Annotated in this window: 14 protein-coding genes and 1 tRNA gene; 8 read left to right on the top strand and 7 right to left on the bottom strand. The window is 72.9% G+C overall.

Annotation, left to right across the window (positions count from 1 at the left end):
* Positions 1 to 12 precede the first annotated feature (12 nt).
* The gene (gene galU, locus ABTY15_RS22640) at positions 13 to 930 is read right to left on the bottom strand and encodes a UTP--glucose-1-phosphate uridylyltransferase GalU (protein WP_350596899.1); all 918 of its coding nucleotides are present in this window, start codon (positions 928 to 930) and stop codon (positions 13 to 15) included.
* 51 nt (positions 931 to 981) lie between these two features.
* A complete protein-coding gene (locus ABTY15_RS22635; protein ID WP_350596895.1) occupies positions 982 to 1,896 on the bottom strand; it encodes a GGDEF domain-containing protein in 915 nt (304 codons plus the stop codon).
* A 74-nt stretch (positions 1,897 to 1,970) separates the two neighbouring features.
* Between ABTY15_RS22635 and ABTY15_RS22630 the strand changes: the two genes are divergently transcribed.
* Positions 1,971 to 2,546: a 5-formyltetrahydrofolate cyclo-ligase gene (locus tag ABTY15_RS22630; RefSeq protein ID WP_350596892.1), complete on the top strand. Its 576-nt coding sequence runs from the start codon at positions 1,971 to 1,973 to the stop codon at positions 2,544 to 2,546.
* Between the two features lie 86 nt (positions 2,547 to 2,632).
* Here the strand turns inward: ABTY15_RS22630 and ABTY15_RS22625 are convergent, their stop codons facing one another.
* The gene (locus ABTY15_RS22625; protein ID WP_350596890.1) at positions 2,633 to 5,350 is read right to left on the bottom strand and encodes a penicillin acylase family protein; all 2,718 of its coding nucleotides are present in this window, start codon (positions 5,348 to 5,350) and stop codon (positions 2,633 to 2,635) included.
* A 345-nt stretch (positions 5,351 to 5,695) separates the two neighbouring features.
* Between ABTY15_RS22625 and ABTY15_RS22620 the strand changes: the two genes are divergently transcribed.
* From ABTY15_RS22620 to mscL, 5 genes are all read left to right on the top strand, one after another.
* Entirely contained in the window at positions 5,696 to 7,180 is a 1,485-nt protein-coding gene (locus ABTY15_RS22620) for a potassium/proton antiporter (RefSeq protein WP_350596887.1), read from the top strand.
* A gap of 448 nt (positions 7,181 to 7,628) precedes the next feature.
* Positions 7,629 to 8,966 (top strand): MFS transporter, encoded by a 1,338-nt coding sequence (locus ABTY15_RS22615; protein ID WP_502893566.1) that lies wholly within the window; start codon positions 7,629 to 7,631, stop codon positions 8,964 to 8,966.
* Positions 8,967 to 9,124: 158 nt separating this feature from the next.
* Positions 9,125 to 9,442, top strand: coding sequence for an FmdB family zinc ribbon protein (locus tag ABTY15_RS22610; protein WP_350596879.1), 318 nt, complete (start codon positions 9,125 to 9,127; stop codon positions 9,440 to 9,442).
* A 295-nt stretch (positions 9,443 to 9,737) separates the two neighbouring features.
* Positions 9,738 to 10,007: a hypothetical protein gene (locus tag ABTY15_RS22605; RefSeq protein ID WP_350596875.1), complete on the top strand. Its 270-nt coding sequence runs from the start codon at positions 9,738 to 9,740 to the stop codon at positions 10,005 to 10,007.
* A 30-nt stretch (positions 10,008 to 10,037) separates the two neighbouring features.
* Positions 10,038 to 10,457 (top strand): large conductance mechanosensitive channel protein MscL, encoded by a 420-nt coding sequence (gene mscL, locus ABTY15_RS22600; protein WP_350596873.1) that lies wholly within the window; start codon positions 10,038 to 10,040, stop codon positions 10,455 to 10,457.
* An 80-nt stretch (positions 10,458 to 10,537) separates the two neighbouring features.
* On the opposite strand, the gene ABTY15_RS22595 is transcribed toward mscL, so the two are convergent.
* Positions 10,538 to 10,807 (bottom strand): hypothetical protein, encoded by a 270-nt coding sequence (locus tag ABTY15_RS22595; protein WP_350596871.1) that lies wholly within the window; start codon positions 10,805 to 10,807, stop codon positions 10,538 to 10,540.
* A gap of 131 nt (positions 10,808 to 10,938) precedes the next feature.
* On the bottom strand, positions 10,939 to 11,910 hold the full coding sequence (locus ABTY15_RS22590; protein ID WP_350596868.1) for a sigma-70 family RNA polymerase sigma factor: 972 nt from the start codon (positions 11,908 to 11,910) through the stop codon (positions 10,939 to 10,941).
* A 423-nt stretch (positions 11,911 to 12,333) separates the two neighbouring features.
* Here ABTY15_RS22590 and ABTY15_RS22585 point away from each other — a divergent pair, with 423 nt between their 5' ends.
* Entirely contained in the window at positions 12,334 to 13,143 is an 810-nt protein-coding gene (locus ABTY15_RS22585; protein ID WP_350596864.1) for a phosphatase PAP2 family protein, read from the top strand.
* Positions 13,144 to 13,224: 81 nt separating this feature from the next.
* Here the strand turns inward: ABTY15_RS22585 and ABTY15_RS22580 are convergent.
* Positions 13,225 to 13,297, bottom strand: a tRNA-Arg gene (locus ABTY15_RS22580).
* A gap of 340 nt (positions 13,298 to 13,637) precedes the next feature.
* Between ABTY15_RS22580 and ABTY15_RS22575 the strand changes: the two genes are divergently transcribed.
* Entirely contained in the window at positions 13,638 to 15,182 is a 1,545-nt protein-coding gene (locus ABTY15_RS22575; RefSeq protein ID WP_350596861.1) for a glycosyltransferase family 39 protein, read from the top strand.
* Between the two features lie 141 nt (positions 15,183 to 15,323).
* On the opposite strand, the gene ABTY15_RS22570 is transcribed toward ABTY15_RS22575, so the two are convergent.
* Positions 15,324 to 17,654, bottom strand: a complete 2,331-nt coding sequence (locus tag ABTY15_RS22570; protein WP_350596859.1) for a hypothetical protein — start codon at positions 17,652 to 17,654, stop codon at positions 15,324 to 15,326.
* Between the last annotated feature and the right edge of the window lie 211 nt (positions 17,655 to 17,865).

Genomic DNA, 17,865 nt, shown 5'->3' with positions numbered 1-17,865 from the left:
TCTGTCGTCGTGTCAGTCCTGCAGCTCGGCGGCGACGAACTCACGCAGCCAGGAGCGGAACTCCGGGCCCAGGTCCTCGCGCTCGGCGGCCAGACGGACGATAGCGCGCAGGTAGTCCGCGCGGTCACCGGTGTCGTAGCGGCGGCCCTTGAAGAGCACGCCGTGCACCTGGCCGCCGGCCGCCGCCTCGCGGGTGGTCAGCTCGCGCAGGGCGTCGGTGAGCTGGATCTCGCCGCCGCGGCCGGGCGGGGTCTCGCGCAGCACGTCGAAGACCAGCGGGTCGAGGACGTAGCGGCCGATGACGGCGTAGTTCGACGGGGCCTCGTCGGTCTCGGGCTTCTCGACCAGGTCGGTCACCTGGAAGACGTCCTCGCCGAAGCCGTTCGCCTTGACGGCGGCGCAGCCGTACAGGTGGATCTGGGAGGGGTCGACCTCCATGAGGGCGACGACCGAGCCGCCGAGCTCCTGCTGGACCTCGATCATGCGCGCGAGCAGCGGGTCGCGCGGGTCGATCAGGTCGTCACCGAGCAGGACCGCGAAGGGCTGGCCGGCGACGTGCTGCTCGGCGACCGAGACGGCGTGGCCGAGGCCCTTCGGGTCGCCCTGGCGGACGTAGTGCATGTTGGCGAGCTCGACGGACTCGCGAACCCGGCGGAGGCGGTCCTCGTCGCCCTTGCGGGCGAGCAGCTCCTCCAGCTCGTAGGCGCGGTCGAAGTGGTCCTCCAGCGCCCGCTTGTTGCGGCCGGTGACCATCAGTATGTCGGACAGGCCGGCGGCGGCGGCCTCCTCGACGACGTACTGGATGGCCGGCTTGTCGACTACGGGCAGCATCTCCTTCGGCGTGGCCTTGGTGGCCGGAAGGAAGCGGGTGCCCAGTCCGGCCGCGGGCACCACGGCCTTGGTTACCGGGATACGGGAGTTGCTCGTCATGCGTTTACCTTACTCAGGCACGTTTTCGCCCGGCCGGGCGCGGCCGGACGGCTAGGAACGCACGTCGCGGGGCCCGGCCACGGTGGCAGGCGTATGGGAAGCGACCGGCTGGGAGAGGGGGTCCCCTCCGGCACAGGGCGACAGACTACCCGGCTTTCCCGAACAGTCATCCTCGGCTGTCGGCCCGTGCTCCGTACCGGAAGTGGGCGGCTGCGACGGCGTGCTGGGCGGGCGAGTGCCCTGGTGGTGCGGGGAGGCCCGCCAGCAGTCGCCGCCCGCCGCACGGGCCTCGGCGAGGGCCCGGTCGGCGGCCCGCAGCAGCACGGCGGCGTGGGTGCCGTCCTCGGGCAGCACGGCGACGCCGACGGCCGCGGTGAGGCCGTTGCCCTGCGCGGGGCGGGGCTCGCGGGTGCCGGAGGACCAGTCCAGCAGCAGGTGCCGGCGGACCGACCAGACCAGCCGCTCGGCGACCTGGGCGGCGCCCTCGGCCCCGGTGTCCGGCAGCACCACCAGGAACTCCTCGCCGCTGTAGCGGCCGAGGGTGTCGGCCCGGCGGATCTCCATCGCCAGGCGCTGGGCGAGGTCGCGCAGTATCGCCCCGGCGCGGGCGCGGCCGTGCTCGGCGACGACCGCCTCGAAGCCGGCGATCTCCAGCAGCAGGACGGCCAGCGGGCGCGGCCCCTCGGGCTGCTCGGCCCGCTCGGCGCGGCGGGCCCGCTCGATCTCGCGGTCCAGGGTGAGCTGGAGGTGGCGGTAGTTCCACACTCCGGTGAGCGGGTCGCAGGAGGCGGTGCGCTCCAGCTCGGCGCAGCGGCCCTCCAGCTCGGCGACCCGCTCGCGCAGCCGGTGCTCGCGGGCGGCGGCCTCGGCGCGGCCCCGGCGCAGTCGCAGCCCGAGCACGGTGGCACCGGCCAGCGCCGGGGCGCTCAGTACGGCCAGGGCCTGGACCAGCAGCGGGGTGGACAATCGGGGCGCCCTTTCGCGTGTCAGGCTCTGCGTCGACGACACCGGGCCGGCGGCGGAGAGTTGCGGAGGATCCCATGCACAACGAGAAGAGCGACCTGAGGACACGGCTGTTGACGCGGCGCCGCGCACTCTCCGCCGAGGGGCGCGCGGAGGCGGCGCACGCGCTGGCCGGGCACGCCGGGGAGCTGGCGGCACCGGGTGCCACGGTGGCCGCGTACGTCTCGGTCGGCGCCGAGCCCGGGACCAGGCCGCTGCTGGACGCACTGCGGGAGCGCGGGGTGCGGGTGCTGCTGCCGGTGCTGCTGCCCGACAACGATCTGGACTGGGCCGCGTACGAGGGGCCGCAGGGGCTCGCCCCGGCCGGGCGCGGGCTGCTGGAGCCGGTCGGCCCGCGGCTGGGGCCGGAGGCCGTCACCGGGGCCTCGGCGGTGCTGCTGCCGGGGCTGGCGGTGGACCGGCGCGGGCTGCGGCTGGGGCGCGGCGGCGGCAGCTACGACCGGGTGCTGGCCCGGCTGGGGCGGGCCGGGGTGCGGCCGGTGCTGGCCGTGCTGCTGTACGAGGACGAGGTGCTGGAGAGCGTGCCGGCCGAGCCGCACGACCTGCCGGTGGACCTGGCGGTCACGCCCTCCGGAGTGCGCCGGCTCGGCTAGGACGTGCTTTCGGATCACGCCGGGCGGTGGAACGACGGCGGCCCCGCTCGGGAGGAGCGGGGCCGCCGTCGTTCGTCGCGCGGGCGTCAGCCGTTGCTGAGCACCAGCTTGTGCTTGGTCGCCTTCTCGACCGCGTCCGGCGTGTAGGCCCAGGTCAGCAGCCTGCCCTTGAGCCAGAGGTCGGTCTGGTCGTTGTAGTTGTCGTGGAAGGCGTGGCCGGAGGCGCCGCCGACGTTGATCCAGCGCGAGGAGTCGAGGTCGCTCAGGTCGACCACCATCCGCATCGACGGGATCCAGTCCACCTCGTAGCCGGCCGCCGCGTTCCAGCCGGCCGCGTCGACCGCCGCCGAGCCGCCGGAGAGGCGGTACGGGCCGCGGTTGAGCAGCCGGTGGACCAGGCCGGAGGCGATCGAGGAGTCGTCGGTGCCGAGGGTCTGCTCGCGCAGCGTCAGCTTGTGCAGGCGGCCCCAGCTCCAGGTGGAGACGTCCTTGCTGAGCAGCGAGGTGAGGTCCTGGCGGGCGTTGCGCATCGCTTCCTTGAGCAGGTTGTCCAGGCCCTTCTGCTCCTTGTGCTGGGAGTCGATGTACGTCCACCAGGAGCTGTCGGGCTTGTCGAGCTGCTGGCGGACCACCTCGGTCCAGCGGTCGCCGCCGTCCGGCTGGGCCTTGCCCGGGTCGCGGGTGCCGCACTCGGTGACGATCGGGGCGTTGCCCGCGCTGTCCGGCTTGGTCGGGTCGGCCTGCTGGCGGACCAGCAGGCAGTTGCCCTTGGCGCGCAGGTCGGCCGGGAACTTCTGGCCGAAGGCGAGGCCGAGCAGCTGGCGCCAGACGCCGTTGTAGAAGGCGGCGGCGGCCGAGTCGGCGTCCTGGTGGTAGTTCCAGTCCTTCAGCAGGTCCTGGGCCTCGCGCACGTACGGGTCGTCGATCTGCTGCTTGAGCAGCAGCGGGACGAGCGTCCTGGCCATGATGCTGGTGTTGTCCAGCTGAAGGTTCTGCATGTCGTCCGGCGAGATCCGGCCGTTGTTCTTGAGCAGGCCCTCGATCTGCTCGGTGATCTCCTTGGCCCGGGTGCCGTACTCCCAGTCCTTGGTGAGCAGGTACTTGTAGGCCGGGTCCACCACGGCCTGGTTGGCGGTGACAATGTAGCCGGCGGAGGGGTTGAAGCTGTACGGCAGCGCGGTGAAGGGGACCGAGCCCTTCCACTGGTAGCCGGAGTCCCAGCCGGGGGCCGGGTAGCTCCCGTCGCCCTTGCCGCGGACCGGGATGTCGCCGGGGGCCTGGTAGCCGATGTTCTTGGCGTCGGCGTAGACCAGGTTCTGCGCGGGGACGGCGAAGTCCTTGGCGGCGGTGCGGAACTCGTCCCAGTTCTTCGCCTTGTCCAGCTCGAAGACGGCGTCCATGGTCTTGCCGGGGTTGAGCGCCGTCCACTGCAGGGCGACGCCGTAGCCGCCGGTGCCGCGGTCGGGGGCGGCGCTGCCGTTGGGGGCGTACTTGCCGACGTTCTGCTGCTCGGTCCGCTGGTCGGAGATGAGCGGTGCGCCGGTCTGGGTGGTGCGGACGGTGATGACGCGGTCGTCGCCGCCGGCCACCTTGATGGTCTCCTTGCGGAGCTCGAACTTCACGTCCTTGCCGTCGACCTGGTAGGTGTCCGGGCCGGTGACCTTCTCCAGGTAGAGGTCGGTGACGTCGGCGCCGAGGTTGGTGAAGCCCCAGGCGACGTCCTTGTTGTGGCCGATCACCACGCCGGGCAGGCCGGCGAAGGTGAAGCCGGAGACGTCGAACTGGCAGGCCGGCGAGGCGTTCCGGCAGTGCAGGCCCATCTGGTACCAGACCGAGGGCAGGCCGGGGCCGAGGTGCGGGTCGTTGGCCAGCAGCGGCTTGCCGCTGGTGGTGTGGGTGCCGGCGACCACCCAGGAGTTGGAACCGATGCCCTGGCCCGGGCGGCCGAGCAGCTGCGGCATGCCGTCGATCCGGTCGGTCAGGCCCTTGAGCAGCGCCTTGGTGGTGGTCGCGCCCTGGGCGGTGCCGCCGGTGGCGCCGGCCTGGCCGGTGCCGTCGGCGGGGCGGTAGGTGTCGCCGACCACGGTGCCGGTCTTCACGATCGTGCCGTTGCGGGCGTACGGGTACTCCGGGTACAGCTCGGCGATCTTGTCCGGGCCGAAGTCCTGGGCCAGCAGCGAGCGGTCGATCTCCTCCTGGAGGTTCCCGGAGAGGTTCCAGGCCATCGCCTTGAGCCAGGCCACCGAGTCGACCGGGGTCCACTGCTCCGGCTTGTAGTCGCCGTTGACGGCGCCGAGCAGCGCGTACTCCAGCGAGGCCTTCTCGCCGCCGGGGTGCTCGGCGAGCCAGGCGTTCACACCGTCCGCGTAGGCCTGGAGGTACTTCTTGGTGTCGGCGGAGAGCTTGGTGTCGAACTCCTTCTGCGCCACCTGCCGCCAGCCCATGGTGCGGATGAAGGCGTCGGTGTCGACCTGGCCGTCGCCGAACATCTCGGAGAGGCGGCCGGCCGTGATGTGCCGCCGGACGTCCATCTCCCAGAATCGGTCCTGCGCCTGGACGTAGCCCTGGGCGCGGAAGAGGTCCTCGGAGGTGTCGGCGTACAGCTGCGGGATGCCGTTGGCGTCCCGCTTGACGTCGACCGGCGCGCTCAGGCCCGCCACCTTGACGCTGCCGTCGACCTCCGGGAAGGAGGCGCGGACCGCGGCGACCCCGCGGTATCCGCCGTAGCCGACGCCGGCCACCAGCAGCACGACCAGCACGATCACGATCAGACGGGCGCGCCGGAACTTCTTCGAGCGGGGCATCTGGGTCCTTGCGGTCCTCGACTTCGGGGCGGGCGGGCGTGTCCAGGGCCTGCGGCCGTGACAGGGCACCACATTAGGCCGAGTCGACCGGGCGGCGTGCACGGGGGACGCTCACCGTGACATCGGAGGAGGTCAACGCCGAGACCCGGAACGCCTGGTGGGGGGCCTGTGGAAAGCGGCAAGCTAAAGATATGGCAAAATGTTAGACTGAGTAACGATCCGCAAGGGGAGCATTGACGACTCCTTAGCGCCGACGGCCGGCCCCACCTGCCGCCGGCTCCCCGACGGGTCACCCCAGCACCACCAGACACCCCGCCCGCCCCTGCCTGCCCGAGGTGCCACTGCGTGAACGTCGACCACCTGAACCAGCTCCTCCTCGAGTTCTCCGTGATCCTCCTGGTCGCGGTGGTCGCCGTGCGGATCTCGACCCGATCAGGGCTGCCCAGCCTGCTGATCTACCTCGGGATCGGGGTCGCACTGGGCCAGGACGGGATCGGCATCACCTTCAACAACGCCGAGCTGACCCAGGTGCTCGGCTACGCGGCGCTCGTGGTGATCCTGGCCGAGGGCGGTCTCAAGACGAGCTGGCGCGAGGTCAAGCCGGTGATGCCGGCCGCCACCGTGCTGGCCACCCTCGGCGTCGGGGTCAGCGTCTTCGTCACCGCGGCCGGCGCGCACTGGCTGGTCGGCCTGGACTGGCGGACCTCGATGCTGCTGGGCGCGATCGTCTCCAGCACCGACGCCGCGGCGGTCTTCTCCGTCCTGCGGATGGTCCCGCTGCCGCACCGGCTCACCGGCCTGCTGGAGGCCGAGTCGGGCTTCAACGACGCACCGGTCGTCATCCTGGTCGTCGCCTTCGCCACCACCGGCGAGCTGGACCCCTGGTACGTCCTGGTCGGCACGATCGTCGCCGAGCTGGCGATCGGCGCGGCCGTCGGCTTCGCGGTCGGCAAGCTCGGCGCGTACGGGGTCAAGCACGTCGCGCTGCCCTCCTCCGGCCTCTACCCGATCGCCGTCATGGCGCTCACCGTGCTCGCGTACGCGGGCGGCGCGCTGCTGCACGGCTCCGGCTTCCTCGCCGTCTACATCAGCGCGGTGATCCTGGGCAACGCCAAGCTGCCGCACGGACCGGCCGTCCGGGGCTTCGCCGACGGCCTGGCCTGGATCGGGCAGATCGGCATGTTCGTGCTGCTCGGCCTGCTCTGCACGCCCGAGACCATGGGCTCCTCCGTGGTGCCCGCACTGGTGATCGGCGGCGTGCTGGTGTTCCTGGCCCGCCCGCTCTCGGTGGTGCTCACGCTGACCCCGTTCAAGGTGCCCGGGAAGGAGCAGGCGCTGCTCAGCTGGGCCGGGCTGCGCGGGGCGGTGCCCATCGTGCTGGCCACCATCCCGATGGTGTCGGGAGCGCCGAAGGCCCAGGACGTCTTCAACATCGTCTTCATCCTGGTCGTCGTCTTCACCCTGCTCCAGGGCCCGACGCTGCCCTGGGTGGCCAAGCGGCTGAAGATCGGCGAGGGCGCGATGGGCCAGGACCTCGACATCGAGTCCGCGCCGCTGGAAAAGCTGCACGGGCACCTGCTGTCGGTGGCGCTCTCCCCGGCCTCCCGGATGTCCGGGGTGGAGGTGAGCGAGCTGCGGCTGCCCAAGGGGGCGGCGGTCACCCTGGTCGTGCGGGAGGGGAACTCCTTCGTGCCGGACCGGGCGACGGTGCTGCGCGGCGGGGACGAGCTGCTGGTGGTCACCACGGACGAGGTCGGCGAGGCGGCGGAGCGGCGGCTGCGGGCCGTCGACAAGGGCGGCAAGCTGGCGGGGTGGCTCACCGGGCGGTGAGGGCCCGCGGGCGGGGAGGCCTTATGGGCGGGGATTGCTTGCTGGCGTGATTCTGAGGCCTTAACCCTCCGTTCACCTTCAATCGGCAGGACAATTTTGGATCTGCCCTGTAGTGTGGGGGTGAGCGCGACATCTACGCGCGTAACTGTATGATGGAGAGACCAAACCCAGCATCTGCCTGACGCAGAGTTGGCGCGACCGCTCGGCGGCCGCGGCCCGGCCCCGGCCACCCCGCCGGACCGGCCCGGTATCTACCCCGGTCGACGCGCGAGAGGACGACTCTCGGCGCCGTCGGGGCCACACCATGCCCTGCCGCGCTACCAGGCAGCAGGAAGGACCGACCGTGACGGCCCGCCGAACGGTCGACAGCGTCGAGGAGACCACCACCTCGCCCGGCGCCACCAGCACGCACGACACCGCGGCGCCCGCCCGCGCCGGGTACGGGACGCTGCTGCGCACGCCCGGCGCCTGGACGTTCCTGGCGCCCGCGTTCATCGCGCGACTGCCCTACGCGATGCTCAGCATGGGCATCCTGCTGCTCGTCAAGGAGACCCACGGCTCCTACGGCACCGCCAGCACCGTCGCGGCCGTCGCGGCCGTCGCCCAGGCCCTGATCGGCCCGCAGACCGGGCGGCTCGCCGACCGGTACGGCCAGGCCGCCGTGCTGGTCCCGACCGTTGTGGTGCACGCCGCCTCGGTCGGCACGCTGATCGCGCTGGCGCTCGGCCACGCGCCGGCCTGGAGCCTGTTCCTGGCCGCCGCCCCGGCCGGGGCGAGCATCCCCCAGATCGGCGCGATGGTGCGCGCCCGCTGGGTCGCCACCTTCGCCGCCGAGGGCGCGTCCGCTTCGTCCGCGGCCAAGGTGAGCACCGCGTTCGCCTTCGAGTCCGTGACGGACGAGTTCACCTTCGTGATCGGCCCGATCCTGGCCGCCGCCATCGCCACCTCGGTCAGCCCCTCGACCGGGCTGGTCGTCGAGGCCGCGCTGACCTTCGTCGGCGGCCTGGCCTTCGCCGCCCAGCGGCGCACCGCGCCCGCCCGGGTGGCGCCGGTGGCCGGCGCCCGCCGGGTCTCCGCGCTCTCCTCGCCGGGCGTCCGACTGCTGGCCGGCACCTTCCTCGGGGTCGGCGCCGTGTTCGGCGGCATGCAGGTCTCGGTGAACGCCTTCGCCGACTCGGTCGGGCAGCACGGCGCCGCCGGCACCGTGTACGGGATCTTCGCCGGCGGCTCGATGCTGGCCGGCGTGCTGTACGGCGTGATCGCCTGGCGGCGGGCCGTCCAGCACCGGATGATCATGAGCTACGGCCTGCTGGTGCTGGGCTGCTCGACGCTGTGGGCGATGCCCAACCTGGTCGCGCTGTCGGTCGCCGGGCTGGTCTGCGGCCTGGCCATCGCACCGACCCTGATCAGCGGCTACACCCTGGTCGAGACGCTCGTCGAGGACGGCGCCAAGACCGAGGCCTTCACCTGGCTGACCGGCGCCATCGGCCTCGGCCTGGCCACCGGCTCGATGGCGGCCGGGCGACTGATCGACGGGCACGGGGCCTCGGCCGGGTTCGTGGTGCCGGTGGCCGGCGCCGGGCTGGGCCTGCTGGCGCTGGTCTCGCTGCGGCACCTGCTGGTCGCGCCGGGCGCCGCGCGGCGTGGTGGCGGGGTCAGCACGGTGGTCGCCGGCTCGGACGTCGGCGCGGGTGTCTCCGCGGGCGCGTCCGCGGGTGTGTCCGCGGGTGTGTCCTCGTCGGAGCGGGCCGGGGCGCCGCAGCTGGTGGGCGCCGCCAAGGGCTGAGCGGGTGCGTGGCGGCGGTGGCAGGAGGTGCGCCGGGGGCGGTTCACGGCCCGGATCCCGGCTCATCTCACATCGGAGTCGCTGGACTGATCCAGCGGAATACCGCATCATTGACCATCGTTAGCACTCATCAGGCGAGAGTGCCAGGAGGAAGACAAGTGCCCACGTACCAGTACCAGTGCACCGAGTGCGGCAACGGCCTGGAGGCGGTGCAGAAGTTCACCGACGAGGCACTGACCACGTGCCCCGACTGCCAGGGGCGGCTCCGCAAGGTCTTCTCGGCCGTGGGTGTGGTCTTCAAGGGCTCCGGCTTCTACCGGACCGACAGCCGTTCGTCCTCCAGCAGCTCGGTGAGCTCTGGCTCCTCGTCCGGCTCCTCGGCGTCGTCCTCCTCGACGGCGTCCTCGGGCTCCTCGTCGAGCTCGTCGTCGAGCGGCTCGACCAGCTCGGCCAGCCCGGCTCCGGCCGCGAGCTGACCACGGCTCCGGCCGACCTCAGCACGGGAAAGGCCCGTCGACCCCGCAGCGCGCGGGGGCGGCGGGCCTTTCGCCTGCCCGGCCGCCCCGTTCCGGTCTGTCGGTGCGGGGCGCCTTCGTCAGCATGGAACGACCCGATCCGCTCGCACGGGTGAACGAAGTTGTCCACAGGCCCGAGTTGTCCACAGGCTGCGGATAGCCGCTTCCCGGGGCGGCTCCGGGCCCTCATCGTGGGGGTCACCAGAGACCGACCAGCCCCGGCCGGGCGGTCGCCCGACGACCCCGGTGGTGACCGATGACGACCATGAGCCTCTCCGTTCCGCTGCCCCCGCCCGCCGTCCCGCCCCGGCAGGAGGTGCCGAGCTTCCCGCCGATCCGGCGCGGGGCCGGCCGGTGGCACCGCTGGCGGCGCGCCGTGCGGCGGTGCGGCGGGGTGCCCGCCCTGGTGCTGCTCGCGGTGGCCGCGGCACTCGCGGCCGGGCCCGCGCGGGCCGGGCTGCCGCCCCCGGCCGGTGCGGTGGGCCGAACGGGTTGTCAATCCCAGGCTGCGGAAGATCACCCGTAACCCAGGAACGACTCCGTCGTTCGAGGCGGCATGAAGGGCTTCAAGGAATTCCTGCTGCGTGGAAATGTCGTCGAACTCGCCGTCGCCGTCGTCATCGGCGCGGCCTTCACCAACATCATCAACGCCTTCGTGAAGGGCGTGATCAATCCGATCGTCGGCGTGTTCGGGACGAAGGACCTGGGGTCCTACAGTTCCTGCCTCAAGGGGCCCTGCGAGGTGAGCGCCACCGGCGAGGTGTCATCCGGGATCCTCATCCTCTGGGGATCGGTGCTCAGCGCCGCATTGCAGTTCCTGATCACCGCAGCCGTCGTCTACTTCGTCCTGATCGTGCCCATGAACAGGCTCGCCGCCAGGCGCAAGACCCTCGCCGAGGTGGCCGCGGAGGCCGAGGCCAAGGAGGTCCAACTGCTCACCGAGATCCGCGACGCGCTGGTCGCCCCGCTGGGCTGACCGCAGCGATGGGGAAGGGGAAGAGGAGGAAGCGGGAAGGAGGAGGAGGGAGGGAAGGCGGGGGGTGGGGGGGTGGGGGGTCAGTCCCCGTGGTGCGGCGGGCGCTGGCTCAGGTACCAGTCCAGCCCCCGCCCACCGCTCTCCCCCGCGCCCGCGCCCGGGCGCTCACCCCAGCCGGTGTCGGTGTCGTCCCGGGACTGCTGGTCCAACGGGTCCCGGAAGATCAGCCGGGCCTTCGCCGGGGCCCGGCGAAGGCCCGGCCGGCCCGGCTGACCCGACTCGCCCGGTTGCTGCCCCTGCTCCCGCGCCTCGTCCTGCCCCTGCTCCCGCTGCGGCTCCTGCTCGCTCATCCTGTCCCCACTCCACTTGCTCGCCCGAATCGTCCTGTCCCTCCAGCCTAAGAGCCCCGTGGCATGCCGCGGGCCCCGGTGCGGAGTGCTCCGCGCCAGGGCCCGGTGGGATTCGGGGCCTTCGGGACCGGTCAGGCCGCCTCGAAGCCCGCGTGGTCGGCGATCTTCTTCAGCTCGGCCAGCGCGTGCTTCTCGATCTGGCGGATCCGCTCACGGGTCAGGCCGTGCTGCTTGCCCACCTCGGTGAGGGTGCGCTCGCGGCCGTCCTCCATCCCGTAGCGGGAGCGGATGATCGAGGCCGTGCGGTCGTCCAGCCGCCCGATGAGGTCGTCCAGCTCCTCCCGGCGGAGCATGACCATCACGGCGTCCTCGGGGGACGTCGCCCCGGTGTCCTCAACCAGGTCGCCGAACTGGGTCTCGCCCTCGTCGTCGACCGACATGTTGAGGCTGACCGGGTCGCGGGCCCAGTCCAGCACGTCCTTGATCCGGGCCTCGGTGGTGTCCAGCTCGGCCGCGATCTCGGCCGGCTCGGCCTCGCGGCCCAGCTCCTTGGACTTCTCGCGCTGCACCCGCCGGATCCGCCCCAGCTCCTCGACCAGGTGCACGGGCAGCCGGATCGTGCGGGACTGGTCGGCGATCGACCGGGTGATCGCCTGCCGGATCCACCAGGTCGCGTAGGTGGAGAACTTGAAACCCTTGGCGTAGTCGAACTTCTCGACGGCGCGCACCAGGCCCGCGTTGCCCTCCTGGATGAGGTCCAGCAGCGGGAGGCCGCTGCGCGGGTACCGGCGGGCAACCGCGACCACGAGCCGGAGGTTGGAGCGGATGAAGACGTCCTTGGCGCGCTCGGCGTCGTCGGCTATCGCCTCCAGCTCCTCGCGCGTGACGCCCTCGGGGAGCTCGCCCTCGTCCAGCAGGTGCTGGGCGTACACGCCGGCCTCGATCCGCAGCGAGAGCTCGACCTCCTCGGCGGCATCGAGCAGGGGCGTCCTGGCGATCTCGTCGAGGTACATGCCGACCAGGTCGCGGTCGGCCTCAAGGTTGGTCGGGCGGGCCGCGCGAGTCCGGTCGGCCCTGTCGCGAACGACGGCACGGGTGGCCATGCTTGCTCCCTTTGCTGGTGTTGCCGAGGTCTGCCTGCCTGCCCGAGAGGGCAAGAAGTGCGGGCCCGGAGGGGCTCACACGTAACGATCCAACGAACAGAATCCGGACAACATTCCCAAGTCACTCAGATTCTTCCCGCCGATGCAGTATCCTGCCGGTTTTCACACCGGTCCTGGACGCTGAGTGACCGGTCGGGCACCTCGGGTGCCGCTCGGGCGACCACTTCGGAACGCTTCCGCCACCGGACCCACACGCGTTCGCCGCCCCACCCGGTGAACCCGCGAACGGCCGCGGACGTTCCCGTACGCCCCGGCTCCCGCCCGCTCCCGCGCCCCGGCGCACGCAGGTCCTCCCCACAAAAGATGCCAAATCGCTATCGCCCCGGCGCCCGATCGGTCTGGGACACTGGGAAGGTGTCAGCCATGCACCTGACCAACAGCTCGACCTCCGTCACCGCGCGTCACCGCCGTCTCCTCCGGGACTCGGCCGTCGCGGTGGTCTGCGCCGCGCTGTTCGGGCTCCTCGCCGTTCTGGTGACGCGGCACTGGCAGCCGCTGGAGCGGTTCGACCTGGGCTGGGTCGGCGAGCTGCACCGGTACGCCCGGGACCACAAGATCTGGACCGCCTCGGTGCAGACGCTGTCCGACATCGGCGGCACGATCACGATGCGTGCCCTGCTCGGCATCGCGGCGGGCTGGCTCTGGCTGATCGGCGCCCGGATGCTGGCCGGCTGGGTGGCGGCCCAGGCCCTGGTCGGCTGGGCCGGTCAGTGGGCACTCAAGCTGGCCGTCGACCGCCAACGGCCGTCCTTCACCGACCCGGTCTCGCACGCCGGCGGCCCGGCCTTCCCCTCCGGGCACGCCATGGCCTCGGCGATCACCTGCGCCGTCCTGGTCGGCCTGCTCTGGTACCGGGTCCGCCGCCGCGGCCGGATCGCCGCCTGCGCGGTCGCCGGGGCCACCGTCCTGACCATCGGCTGGACCAGGATCGCCCTCGGGGTGCACTGGCCGAGCGACGTGCTCGCCGGCTGGCTGGCCGCCGGAGTGGTGCTCGGCGCGGTGACCGCCGCGATCGAACTCTGGCGCCCCGGCGCGCTCGCCCGCGACGTACGGCGGGTCAACTGGCGCACCAGGCCCCGGGTCCAACGCATCGTCGTCCCGGCCGTCCGGCCGCCCCGCGGCTCCGACCTGCTCGGCGACGGCGCCGACCACCCCGACGAGGCCGTCCGCTAGAGCCCGGGACGCGCCGGACCCGCACCACGCCGAAGGGCCTCCCGTCACTGACGGGAGGCCCTTCGACACGCTGCCACACTGTGCCCCAGGCAGGATTCGAACCTGCGACACCGGCTTTAGGAGAGCCGTGCTCTATCCCCTGAGCTACTGAGGCGGGCGGGATGACCGCTGGGACAGTCTAGCGGGTCGGGCGGCGGCCGGGGGGCGGCTCGGTGATCTTGGTGGTGGCCGGGTGGGGCGGCGCGGTGGCCGGCGGGCCGGGGGCGGGGGCGGGTCCTCGGGCGGTGCCGGCCGCGGCGAGGCGCGGGCGTCCGGGCGGCTGTCACGGGCCGGGTCGGGGCCTGTCCGGTGGATCCCGACGCCGCGAGCCCGACAGGATCCATCGGACGGGGCCACGAGGGCCGGGCGCCGACGAGGCGTCAGGTCGGGTCAAGTAGCCTGCCGAGCAGTGATTCGAACACTCCCTCGGCCGAGGGAAGGAAAAGAAGGACCCGATGAAAGCTGCTGCGCACCCGGTCGTCCGCCTGCTGGGGCAGGTGTGGCTGTGGCCCGCGGTGGTGATGCTCGGCGTCGGCGGGTACCGGCTGGGGACCCCGGAGCCGTGGCGGGACGAGATCGCGACCTGGACGGTGGCCACCCGGTCGCTGGGTGACCTGCTGCGCCTGCTCCAGCACATAGACGCCAGCAACGGGGCGTACTACCTGCTGATGCACGGCTGGACGGCGGTGTTCGGCGACTCGGTGATCGCGCTGCGGTTCCCGTCCGTGCTGGCCATGGCGGGGGCGGCGGCCTTCGTGGCGCTGGCCGCCGAGCGGCTGTTCGGCGGCCGGGTGGCGGCCGTCTCGGCGGGGCTGCTGTTCACGGTGGTGCCGCCGGTCTCCCGGTACGCGCAGGAGGCGCGCTCGTACGCGCTGGTGACCTGCGCGATCGCGGCGGCGACCTGGCTGCTGCTGCGGGCGCTGGACAACCCGGGGTGGCGGCGGTGGGCGCCGTACTGCCTCGCGATGGCGGCGGCGGGCGCCGGGCACCTGATCTCCTTCAGCACGGTGGCCGGGCAGGCCGCCCTGGTGCTGGTGCACCTGTGGCGCACCCGCGCGGCGGTCGACCGGCGGCTGCTGTGGCAGTACCCGCTGGCGGTGGCGGTCGCCGCCCTGCCGGTGGTGCCGGTGATGCTGCTGGGCAGCCGGCAGTCGGACCGTCAGCTGGGCTGGATCGCCACGCCGTCCTTCCGCGGCCTGGTGCGCTTCGGCGAGCACCTGTTCGGCTCGGACCACGTGTACTACGCCTTCGTCCTGCTGGCGCTGCCGGCCCTGGCGCTGCCCGGCCGGCGGTGGCAGGCCTGGCAGGCGCTGCTGCTGGCGGAACTGCCGGTGGTCGGGGTCTGGCTGATGTCCCGGGGCTCGACCTCGTACTTCCTCGACCGGTATCTGCTGTTCACGGTGCCCGCCTGGGCGGTGCTCGCCGGGGGCGGGGTCGGCGCGGTGTACGCGGCGGTGGCGGCCCGGACCGGGACCGGCCGGGCCGTGTTCCCCACGCCGGGGCCGGCCCGGGTGACGGCGGGTGTGCTGGCGCTGGCGCTGCTCGCGGTACCGGCCGTGGCGGCGCTGCCCGACCAGCCCCAGGTGCGCTACGTCGGCTCGCACAACGGTTCGCAGGAGCCGTTCCGCGCGGCGGCCGAGCTGATCACCGCCGGGTTCCGCCCCGGGGACGGCATGGCGGCGCCGCTGGGCAACCAGAGCTGGGCGATGGTCTGGCCGGGCGTCAGTTACTTCCTGCCGGAGCGCGTCCACCCGTACCCGGTGTTCGTCGCACAGAGCGCCGTGGAGGCGGAGGACCTGTCGCCGGTGCCCTGCGAGCGGCCGGAGGCCTGCACGGGCCAGGGCAGCCGGCTGTGGCTGCTCGTCCTCGGGGACACCCAGGACCCGCTGGCCGCCCTGCCGCCGGAGTGGGCCAAGGTGCTCCTCGCGCGGTACGGCACCCCCGATCAGGTGCGGCCGCTCGGCGGGGTCACCCTCGCCCTGCTCGACCGCGACAGCTGACGGAGCACTCCGGCTGACGGACCGCGACAGCTGACGGGCGCGTGAGAAACGACGGAGGGGGAGCCGGTCGGACCGGCTCCCCCTCTCGTGTTCGCCCCGCCGGGGCGTCAGAACAGGCGGGGTGTCAGAACAGGCAGACTGTCAGAACAACCGGGTCAGCCGGGACATGATCGACGGCGGGTTCAGGTCCGACTGCAACGCCACCGGCACCTCGACCTTGCCGCCGCCCTCGCCGGTGCGCAGCACGCCGACCTTCTCGCCGGCCTTCAGCGTGTGGCCGACCTTCGTCGGGTCCAGGCGCAGGCCGGCGGTGATGCTGGGGAAGCCGGCCACCACGACGTCCTTGGTCGCGACGACCGGGACCTTGCCGCCGAGCCCGTCCTCGACGTAGCCGACCACCTCGCCCTGCTTGACCAGGGTCTGGCCGGTCAGCCCGTTCTGCGCGGCCTGGATCTGCTTGCCGCTGACCTTCAGCACGGTCGGGAGGATCCCGTCGGCGGGCGCCGAGGAGGTGGCGGGCTGGCCCAGGGTGACGCCCAGGATCAGCCGCCGCACGCCGCCGATCTCCTTGTAGGCGGCCCACATCAGGCAGCCGCCGGCCGGGGTGCTGGAGCCGGTCTTGACGCCGATGACGCCGTTCTTCGCGTTGATCAGGGTGTTGGTGTTGTAGATCTTCTGGTTGTTGAAGGTGGTGTCCGGGGTGGCCACGATCTGCTGGAAGATCTCGTCCTGCATGACCTGCTCGGCGAGCTTCAGCTGGTCCTTGGCGGTGGACTTGGTGTCCGAGTTGTAGCCGGCCGGGTCGGCGTAGGTGGTGTTGCTCATGCCGAACTTGGCCGCGGTGTCGTTCATCTGCTTGACGAACGCCTCCTCGGTGCCGGAGTGGAACCGGGCGAGCAGCCGGGCCACGTTGTTGGCCGAGGGCAGCATCAGCAGTTCCAGCGCCTGGTACTCGGTCAGCACCTGGTTCTCGGTGAGGGTGACCCGGGACTCGTCGCTGTTCCCGGACTCCTGCGCGGCCTGCTTGTCGACGATGATCTTCGGGCCGCTCTCCCCCTTCTTCAGGGGGAACTTCTGGAGGATCAGGTAGGCGTTCATCACCTTGGTGACGCTGGCGATCGAGGCCGGCGTCTCCTGGCCGGAGCTGCCCAGGGGGCCGACGCCGACCACCTCGGCCGCGGACTGGCCCTTGGCCGGCCAGGCGAGGTCGAGCGGGTCGCCGGGGAAGGTGTAGCTGCTCGCCGCCGACATCCGGACCTTCGACTCCGGCAGCGGGCGCAGCAGTTGGGCCACGACCACGGCGCCGAGCACGACGGCCAGGAAGACCGTCCAGATGGTGATCCGCTTGAGGGCGCGGCGCAGCGGCGAGACCGGGCGGGCGTTGAGGGCCGCCAGGACCTCCATCGCCTCGGCGGTGTTCTCCGGGTTCTCCCGCTGGGGCAGCGGCTCGGGGGTCGGCAGCGGCTCGGGGCGGGGCAGCGGCGGGGTGGGTGGCACGGGCTGCGGGTCGGGGGTGGGCAGCGGCTCGGGGGCCGGGGCGGGGCCGGGCTCGGGCCGGGGGGCCGGCTTCGGGAGCGGCTCCGGGCCGGGTACCGGTTCGGGTTCGGGGACGGGCTTGGGCGCCGGGTGCGGCTCGGGCACCGGCTCCGGGACGGGGGACGGTTCGGGCAGCGGGCTCGGGGCCGGGGGCTCCGGCACGGTTCCGGCGGCGGGGGCCGTGGCGGCAGCCGCGGGGGCGGTCAGCGGCTTGGGCTTCTCCAGCTTCTCCGCCGGCGCCGATGCCGATGCCGTCGCCGTCGCCGACGGCTGTCCCGGCGTCCCCGTCTTCCCCGTCTTCCCCGGCTTGGCGAGCCGTACCGGTCTGGCGGGCGCGGCGGGGGTAGCGGGCGCAGCCTCCGCGACGCCCTCGGCCTCCTCGGCCTTCCCGGTGTCGTCCGACGCGGCCTCGGCGCCCTTCGCCGGGGCGGCCGCGGTCGTCCGCATGGCGAGACGCGGGTCGACACCGGACGGTCCGTCGGCGGGCTCCGCGGCCTCGGCGGCGCCGTCGCCGGTGCCCTTGCCGGTGGGCACGTCCGGCTCCGCACCCTCTCCGTCCTCGGCGTCACCGGACGGCTCGGGCTTCACCAGTTCCTCGGGCAGCCGGAGTGCGGTGGTCTTCTGGTCCACCGGCAGTCGCAGCATCGTCGTCCGGCTGTCCACATCCCGGACACGGAGCTGCACGGTCGAGCCGCCCTTGGCCCCCGTGGGCGCGTCACCGGAAACGGCGCCGGAGACCTCACCGGACGCCTCGCCGGACGCCCCTTCGGGCGTCTCGACGGAAGGCGCCTCCCCGGTCCCGGACGCGGTCCCGGACGCCGTCGTGGAGCCGCCCCCGGCGGCCGGACCGGTGCCGGCGGCCGCCCCGGTCCGTTCGCGCTCGCGGTCCCGCTCCCGCTCGCCGTCCCTCAGCACCCTGTCGGGGGACTCGCCCACGTATCCCAGCCTCCTCAACGCCCGGCGGGGCACCGGCAGACCCGATTTCGGGAAGCCGACGCCCCGCCCCGTGTACCTGTACAGTCTCCGCCACCGGCCGCCGGACGGCCGCGCACACCCCGCCCGACCGGCCCTTATTGCCATCGCACGGCCGTACCGCGGTCTGTTCACCGGTCAGACGCAGGGCCCGCGCCCGCCGGTTCCCCGTCTT

Origin of the sequence: Kitasatospora sp. NPDC097643, assembly GCF_040302625.1 — a bacterium.
Classification (GTDB): Bacteria; Actinomycetota; Actinomycetes; order Streptomycetales; family Streptomycetaceae; genus Kitasatospora.
This window is presented reverse-complemented; position numbering and strand designations above follow the sequence as displayed.

Excerpts from the sequence above, each read along its gene's own strand:
- galU (WP_350596899.1), bottom strand. The coding sequence starts at position 930 with ATGACGAGCAACTCCCGTATCCCGGTAACCAAGGCCGTGGTGCCCGCG.
- ABTY15_RS22630 (WP_350596892.1), top strand. The coding sequence starts at position 1,971 with ATGCACAACGAGAAGAGCGACCTGAGGACACGGCTGTTGACGCGGCGC.
- ABTY15_RS22625 (WP_350596890.1), bottom strand. The coding sequence starts at position 5,350 with ATGCCCCGCTCGAAGAAGTTCCGGCGCGCCCGTCTGATCGTGATCGTG.
- ABTY15_RS22605 (WP_350596875.1), top strand. The coding sequence starts at position 9,738 with ATGACGACCATGAGCCTCTCCGTTCCGCTGCCCCCGCCCGCCGTCCCG.
- mscL (WP_350596873.1), top strand. The coding sequence starts at position 10,038 with ATGAAGGGCTTCAAGGAATTCCTGCTGCGTGGAAATGTCGTCGAACTC.
- ABTY15_RS22595 (WP_350596871.1), bottom strand. The coding sequence starts at position 10,807 with ATGAGCGAGCAGGAGCCGCAGCGGGAGCAGGGGCAGGACGAGGCGCGG.
- ABTY15_RS22590 (WP_350596868.1), bottom strand. The coding sequence starts at position 11,910 with ATGGCCACCCGTGCCGTCGTTCGCGACAGGGCCGACCGGACTCGCGCG.
- ABTY15_RS22585 (WP_350596864.1), top strand. The coding sequence starts at position 12,334 with ATGCACCTGACCAACAGCTCGACCTCCGTCACCGCGCGTCACCGCCGT.
- ABTY15_RS22575 (WP_350596861.1), top strand. The coding sequence starts at position 13,638 with ATGAAAGCTGCTGCGCACCCGGTCGTCCGCCTGCTGGGGCAGGTGTGG.